This is a genomic window from Bradyrhizobium elkanii WSM2783, assembly GCF_000472865.1.
Classification (GTDB): domain Bacteria; phylum Pseudomonadota; class Alphaproteobacteria; order Rhizobiales; family Xanthobacteraceae; genus Bradyrhizobium; species Bradyrhizobium elkanii_A.
In genome coordinates this window covers 1-7,499 of the sequence record NZ_AXAP01000165.1, presented here as the reverse complement: position 1 = coordinate 7,499, position 7,499 = coordinate 1, and the positions used below count along the sequence as shown (strand labels likewise).

The window sequence follows — 7,499 nt, the reverse complement described above, 5'->3', positions numbered from 1 at the left end:
ATCATGTCGCCCGTGGCCTCGTGCCGTCGCCAGCGCGCGGCCCAGAGGTCGAACACGTAATGCAGGTAGACGTTGGCGAGCAGCGGTGAGATGACCGATCCCTGCCCTGTCCCCTTTTCACTGACCGTGACAACCCCGTTCTCTAGGACACCAGCCTTCAACCACTTCTGGATCAGGCGGGTAATGCGCAGATCGCCGATGCGGTGCCCCACAAATCGCATCAGCCAGTCTTTGCTGACTGAGTCAAAAAAGGAGGCCACATCTGCGTCAAAAATGAAGTTCACTCGCCTGCTCGTGATCCCGACGACCAGCGCATCCAGCGCATTGTGCTGACCTCGCTTGGGTCGGAACCCGTAGCTGAACCCGAGGAAGTCTTCCTCGTAGATGGCGTTCAGCACAGCCGCGGTCGCTCTCTGGACGATCTTGTCCTCGAGCGCCGCAACCGCCAGCGGACGCTGTTTCCCATCAGCCTTCGGTATGTACGTCCGGCGCGATGGCAGTGCCCGGTATGCTCCCCGATGAACCCGCTCGTGCAGATCAGTGAGGTTTCGGTCAAGGTCTGCTTCGTAGGTCGGCCATGTCAGTCCATCCACCCCAGAGGCGGCATCGCGTTTGAGCGCGAAGAACGCCATCCGCAGGCAGTCGATGCTGATGTGGTGGAGGAGTGCGGTGAACCTCTCCTTCTTCCGTTGCCTTGCGGCTTGCCGTACGCGTTCCAGCGCCTGTGTCACGCGCTCCCGTCCCTGTGTCCGGTGCGTGCTTTGCTGGCGCACGTTCCCCTTGGCCCCCGCCCTTGGCTCCGCCGGCTCCGCTGCGGTCGGGACCGCTTTGTTCGTCGGCTTCACAGCTACTATGGCAGAGTCTGACTTCTCGCGACCGTGCATCATCGGCTACGGCTCCTCGCCTTCCCGATGCGGACCGACGGCTGTTGCCAAACGGTCGATCGCGAGATCTCCCGGTTCCCATGCAAGGAGCGTCTGCACATGCCAGGGTCTCTGACCACGCCGGGTCGCCCTGGCGCTCGCGATGACGCGCCTGGATGTGTTGCCTTCCGCCATTTGCACGGCGTCGGCACCCGGAATAGGACTCTTTCGCGGCTCGATGGCTGGCCTATGCGCCCCCCTGTCAACGCTTCGCCGAAACCCTCGCGGGCAACTACGCATGACTCGGGGCCGATGTGGATCGCTACTCCTTCATCGTAAGAGACTTGCACTCTCTACTCCTTGCCGGTCTCCCGGCGCTTCGCAAATCTAGTCCGCTACGCCCCACTAAGCGGACCTCAATGAGGGCTGCCGCCACTTCGCTGATGGGCCGATGCTGTCGAAAAAGTCCCAAACTGCCTTACGGCTATTTTCTGCCGAAAGACGAAACACGCGACGATTTGCTCGTCCATATGCCCCTGAGGCCAATTGCCGAGGTCACTGGCGAGTTCATCGCTTTATAATGCTTCCCCCCACACAATTGTAGGATCACCGCACCTGCGGCTCGGAAAGTTTGCGTTAGTGATGCAAAAAGACTTTTTCGACAGCATCGGCCATAACCGGAAGCCAGCTCAATCTGTTACTTGGCGATCAGAACGCCATCGTGCCAACGCGGGGAACGGCTAGTCCATCAGCCGTCAGCACTGTTCGCTATCGATCGACGCGCTGGTCCAATTATAACAATTGTATGACACCCGGATGCGCCAAAGGCTGGCTGACCCTCATCTTCGACATGGGTGGAACCGAAGATCGGTGCTACGCAACGCCGGTGGAGAAGAGCACCTTTTGCAGCTTCCGTATTTTCGCGCTGCAATTGCATCGAGACTGCCGTTTGCACTGACTCTCTTCCCTTACTCGCCGTGCGCATGTCGCGGCGCAAGCCCCTAAAAATTGATCCGTTCGTGTCGATGAGGACTCACGCTTGAGCCGACGTCCAGTTGGAATATCCGAGTTTGCGAGTGAGTTGGATCTCAGCGCGAGTAGCGACAGCAGATCTAAACATATGTTAAGGCCGCCGTTCCGCCCCGCCCGGAATGAAGGGCCTCACCGCGGGTCATCTGCAGTGACGCGTCCGGGCGGAATGCCTAACTGCCTTCTGGCAACACTGCCGGTATCGGATCTCGATCTGTTGCGGCCCGCGCTGGAGACGGTCGCGCTCGATCAGGACGCGATCCTTGCGCGAGCGGGGGTCGAGATCGACTATGTCTTCTTCCCTCGCAGCGGCGCCGTCTCGCTGATGATCGACATGGCGGACGGGCAGACGGTCGACACCGCCGTAGTCGGGCGCGAGGGGGCACTTGGCCTTCTTTCGGTGCTCGGGTCGTCACCTTCGGCCACGACCGCGGTCGTTCGTGCAGCGGGCACCGCCTCGCGAATCCCCGCGTCGCGATTTCGCGCCGCTTTCAACCGGAGCGCTCCGATCCGGCACGCGGTCCAGATGCACGGCAGGGCGATGCTGATGCAGTTTCAGCTGGGCGCGGCCTGCAATGCACTGCATCCGGTCAAAGACCGCATGGTCCGGTGGCTACTCCATTTTTGCGACTGCATCGACCACGACGTTCTTCCGCTCACCCAGGAGGCCTTGTCGCAAATGCTCGGCGTGCGACGAACGACGGTGACGCTCCTGATGCGCGATCTGCGCGCATCCGGAGCGATCAAATCTGATCGACGAGGCCAAATCGAGATCGACCGGTTGCGGCTCGCGGCCGCGGCGTGCGAATGCCACGGCAATATGCGTCTCGAATTCGAGAAGATCTTCGCGATGAATACGGCCCGACCTATCTCATTGGCCGTGCCGGATGAAGCGCGTATCCCCTGAAGGGAAGCGTGGTTTTGCATCACGGTAAATCCAGTTGCCCTTGTCGCAGAAGGGTCACAAGCGGCGTTCCGGCGGTCGGCCCGCTGCTTCCACTTTACCCTTGGAAGCTGACGGTTTGAAGCCGCGCTGGACTTCGCATTTGGGCCACACGCGGATGTCGTCGGTGGATGAGCAACCCACGACCTTAGCCGACGAGGATGCGCCCTGTGGTAAAGCCCCCGATGCGTCTCAGAGGATGGATCAACTGTCAGCATCACTGACGTGCCCTCAGCAAAAAAAGCTCCTGGCGCTCTCGATCTCGCGGAGGAAATTCATGGCCGACCACAAGAAATCCGCTTAGTCTTCCTGACCGCTCGGGTCGAAATGCGATACTGAGCTAGATCACCATTATGATCAAAACGCCAATCGCTACTGCTGCTACGGCCGCAGTAGAACTTTGGTTTGCGCAACCGGAACGTTGGAAATTGGAGGTGACCCCAATGACAACAGAGATGCGGAAGACCGGAATCGACGTCGTTGGCGACATGGTGGCCTGGGGTGCCCACTTTTGCCTCTTCTATGAGACGAAAGAGGATCTCCTCGACTCGTTGATCGCATACTGCAAGTCGGGTTTGGCAAGGGAGGAGTACTGCCTGTGGATTGTTGCCGAGCCTTTGACGATCGAAGAAGCCACAGCTGCGTTGAAAGCCGCGGTGCCTGACCTTGATCGACACCTCGCGGACTCCAGGATGGAGATTGTGTCGGCCCGCGATTGGTTTCTCCAGGACGGCACGTTTGACGGCAAGAGACTGACAGACGCTTGGTATGAGAAGCTCGCTCGCGTATCGGCCAGAGGTTACGCCGGCATGAGAGTGACCGGGGATACCACCTGGCTAGCAAAGAAGGACTGGGGACACTTTTGCGACTATGAAGATGGTCTCAACGAGGTTATCGGCAATCAGAGCCTTGCCGTGCTGTGCACGTACCCGCTTGCGACGTGCGGAGCTCCCGAAATCCTGGATGTGGTGCGTACACACCAGTTTGTCCTCGCAAGGCGACACGGGAATTGGGACATTGTCGAAACCGCCGCGCTCAAGCGAGCCAAGGCCGAAATCAAGGGGCTCAATGAGGAACTCGAACAACGTGTCGTAGAACGGACCAACCAGCTGATGCTAGCGTCGGAAGCGTTGCGTGAGGCGCAGACGCAGCTCGCGCACGTCAATCGCGTCACAACAATGGAGCAGCTCTCGGCCTCGATTGCCCATGAAGTCATGCAGCCAATCACGGCGACAGTTACCAATGCCCAAGCTGCCTTGCGCTTTCTAAACGCCCTGCGGCCCAATCTGGAGGTGGCCCGGCGGGTGCTTGGTGACACCATCAAGGAAGGCAACCGAACCATCGACGTCATCGAGCGGATCCGTGCCCTAAACAAGAAGGCGCCCCCACGGAAGGATGCCTTTGAGATCAACGGTGCAATCCTTGAGGTCATTGCCCTGACCCGTGGCGAAATAGTGAAGAACGGCGTCTCGGTGCAGACCCAACTCGCGGAGGGCTTGCCGCTCATTCAAGGAGATCGAGTCCAACTGCAACAAGTGATCCTCAACTTGATCATCAACGCCGTCGAAGCGATGAGCGCGGTCAGTGAAGGGGCGCGAGAGTTGCTAATTAGCACCGAGAAATATGCATCGGGCGGGGTGCTTGTCGCCGTGCGGGATTCGGGCCCGGGACTGAACCCGGAGAGTTTTGCCCGCCTGTTCGACGCATTCTACACCACCAAGCCCGGTGGCATGGGCATGGGACTATCGATCTGCCGCTCGATCGTCGAAGCTCATGGGGGACGAATATGGGCCTCTCGTACGGCCGGCCCGGGTACAGCCCTTCAATGTATCCTGCCTGTCGGGTGAGAGTGTAAACGCAAAATTGCACTCGTTCTCGCAACCCCGACGTCGTGAACGGTAGCCTGCCGTTCCGGGAGGGTGTTCTTGGGCCTGAAGTCCGGAATGGGTCCAGTCGCGTCATTTTTGACCCATTCGCCGGATGTCTGCTTATCCCCTGACAGCGGCGGAATAGCAGACATCCCCCAACCGCGGCTTGGGGCCAGAAGCGGTAAAGCTCGGAACGGACATATGTCTTCCGGTTCACCTCCGATTGCGACCGGTCGAGCGGGCATCTCTATCGGCAGCGTGCTTACCACCCGACGTTCGCCCAGCCGCAACTTGGCACGCTGGACGGCTTGAGCGGGCGAACGGCCATCGAAGGTCGGCCGCCGGTGGTCTCCCTCGGCCTGCGCCGCGCTGTTCGGTGTCGCCAGCGCTCCGCGGCTGCCGCTTTACCCGCAAGGTGGATTGGGACAGACTGATGCCGCAAATGGGTGACTGGCGGTGCGAGCCAGCGGCTTTGCTCCATCGCTCTGGAGATGGGAGCGTCAGCTTGCCCGATTGGCCGAACGAAAGGGACCGACCCAGTGGCGGCACTGGGAGCCCCCGCATGTCCCTGGCGGGGCCTAACGCGCGGACGGAGCAAGTGCAAACCAATCTAAATTCGGCGACGATACCGACGTCGCCTTTTCTCCCGGTTATTTGCGCTGCCATCGCTATCGGGATCTTCGTCGCTGACACAACTACCCCCGCAGAGTTCGCCTTCGGCGTGCTGTACGTCAGCGTTGTGCTGCTAGCGGCCAGGTTTCTTCAGTGGCGCGGTGTTGTACTCGCGACATTGGCATGCATGGCGCTGACGGTGCTAAGCCATGTTCTGTCGCCGCACCAGGTATCGCTAAGCATCGCCGTTGCAAACCGCCTTCTCAGCCTTGCGACGATCGGCGTTGCGAGTTTCCTCGCCGTGCAAAGCCAATCGAGAGAACTGGTGCTGCGCGAGCAGGCCGGCCTCCTCGACCTCACCCACGACACCATCTTCGTGCGCGACATGAACGACACCATCGTCTACTGGAATCGTGGCGCCGAGGAGCTGTATGGATGGAAGAAAGCGGAAGCCGTCGGCAAGGTCACTCACCAGCTCCTGCAGACGGTCTTCCCCGTGCCGCTCGAAGAGATCACGGCAGGGTTGCTCCGCACGGGCCGCTGGCAAGGGGAACTCGTCCACACGAAGAAAGACGGCACGCCGGCAATCGTGGCGAGCAGGTGGTCTCTGCAACGGGACGCGCGGGGCCATCCGGTCGCGACCTTGGAGACCAATAACGACATCACCGAACGCAAGCGGGTGGAGGATCTGACCGGCCAGGTGTTCGAGAATTCACCCGATGGGATCTGTGTCATTGGACGCGATTGTCGGTTCCAACGCGTCAACCCGGTGTACGAGCGGATTTGGCAAATACCGGCCGACAGATTCGTCGGCCAGCACGTTGGGGATCTGCTGGGTACCAAGGTTTTTGAGCAGGAGATCAAACCGTATTTGGACCGCTGCTTCGCAGGAGAGGACGTCGGCTTCGAGGGTTGGTTTGCCTATCCTGTCGGCCGGCGCTACCGGGTCGTGACCTATTCGCCTCTGCGGCTGCATTCAGAGGGGGTCGAGGCTGCGCTCTCGATCGTTCACGACCTCACGGACCACATGCTGGCCTCCGAAGCCTTGCGCGCGGCGCAGGCGGAGCTCGCGCATGTCAATCGCGTCACGGCGATGGGCCAACTGACGGCCTCGATCGCCCATGAGGTCAGTCAGCCGATCGCCGCGGTGGTCACCAACGCCGGCGCCGCCTTGAACTGGCTCGGCGCTGATCCGCCCAACCTGGACCAGGTCCGGGAGATCCTCGGCCAAATCGCTGATGACGGCAACCGAGCCGGCCAGGTCATCGGCCGGATCGGCGCCCTCATCAAGAAGGCGCCGCCGCGCAAGAGTCGGTTCGACCTCAACGAAGCCATCCTCGAGGTCATCGCGCTGGCCCGCAGCGAATTTCTAAAGCATGGCGTCTCGCTGCAGACCGGGCTCGCGAACGGCCTCGCGGCCGTGGACGGCGACCGCATCCAACTCCAGCAGGTTATCCTCAACCTGATCCTCAATGCGGTCGACGCCGTGAGAGGCACCGACGAGGGAGCACGGGAGGTGCTGATCAGCACGGAGGCGGATGCCGCGGGCGGCGTGCTCGTCACCGTGCGCGATTCCGGCATGGGGCTGGACCCGAACGATGCGGAGCGCGTGTTCGAAGCCTTCTTCACGACCAAGCCGGAGGGTATGGGCATGGGCCTCGCCATCTGCCGGTCGATCATCGCCGCTCACGGGGGACGGATGTGGGCGAGCGCCAATAAACCTCGCGGCGCCTACCTCCAGAATCGGACGAGACCGCTCGCGCAAGGCCCGCCGGCCAGATGCCGGCGGTGTGAGGTTGCAGGTTTTGGGGGTGAAACCGGTCCGTTCTCGGCGGCGGCTGTCCTTACTGTGCTCGCCATCTGGTCGAAACGTCGGCTAATGGAATGGTCCGGCCGTGCTCCGGCCCTGCCAGTGCGAGAAGCTGGCAAGGGGCGCTCAAGACAAGGAGCACACGATGTCTTTAGAAGCTCAACGCAGCGATCGCCGTGATCGGCATCGATATCGGCAAGAACTCGTTCCACCGCGTGGGTCATGATCACCGCGGTGCCATCGTGCTGCGACAGAAGTGGTCACGCGGCCAGGTGGAAACGCGGCTCGCCAACCTGCCGCCGTGCTTGATCGGGATGGAGGCTTGCGTCGGCGCGCATCATCTCAGCCGCAAGCTCCAAATGCTTGGCCACGAC

The 7,499-nt window shown here is 61.1% G+C and carries 4 protein-coding genes and 1 pseudogene; 4 read left to right on the top strand and 1 reads right to left on the bottom strand.

Translation table 11 applies throughout. The features are described from left to right. Nucleotides 1-731: reverse transcriptase domain-containing protein (locus YY7_RS0148795; protein ID WP_433994581.1), on the bottom strand; the 731-nt coding region annotated here is incomplete at its 3' end. Between the two features lie 1,312 nt (nt 732-2,043). Here YY7_RS0148795 and YY7_RS0148790 point away from each other — a divergent pair. The 4 genes and pseudogenes from YY7_RS0148790 to YY7_RS56020 all read left to right on the top strand — a co-directional run. Further along, nucleotides 2,044-2,799, top strand: a complete 756-nt coding sequence (locus YY7_RS0148790; RefSeq protein WP_028169284.1) for a Crp/Fnr family transcriptional regulator — start codon at nt 2,044-2,046, stop codon at nt 2,797-2,799. Between the two features lie 479 nt (nt 2,800-3,278). After that, nucleotides 3,279-4,682 (top strand): MEDS domain-containing protein, encoded by a 1,404-nt coding sequence (locus tag YY7_RS64915; protein WP_196237458.1) that lies wholly within the window; start codon nt 3,279-3,281, stop codon nt 4,680-4,682. Between the two features lie 583 nt (nt 4,683-5,265). Continuing rightward, entirely contained in the window at nt 5,266-7,305 is a 2,040-nt protein-coding gene (locus YY7_RS57385; RefSeq protein WP_196237457.1) for a PAS domain-containing sensor histidine kinase, read from the top strand. After that, nucleotides 7,296-7,499: pseudogene (locus tag YY7_RS56020) on the top strand (IS110 family transposase); the annotation flags it as partial. The gene YY7_RS57385 and the pseudogene YY7_RS56020, both read left to right, overlap by 10 nt.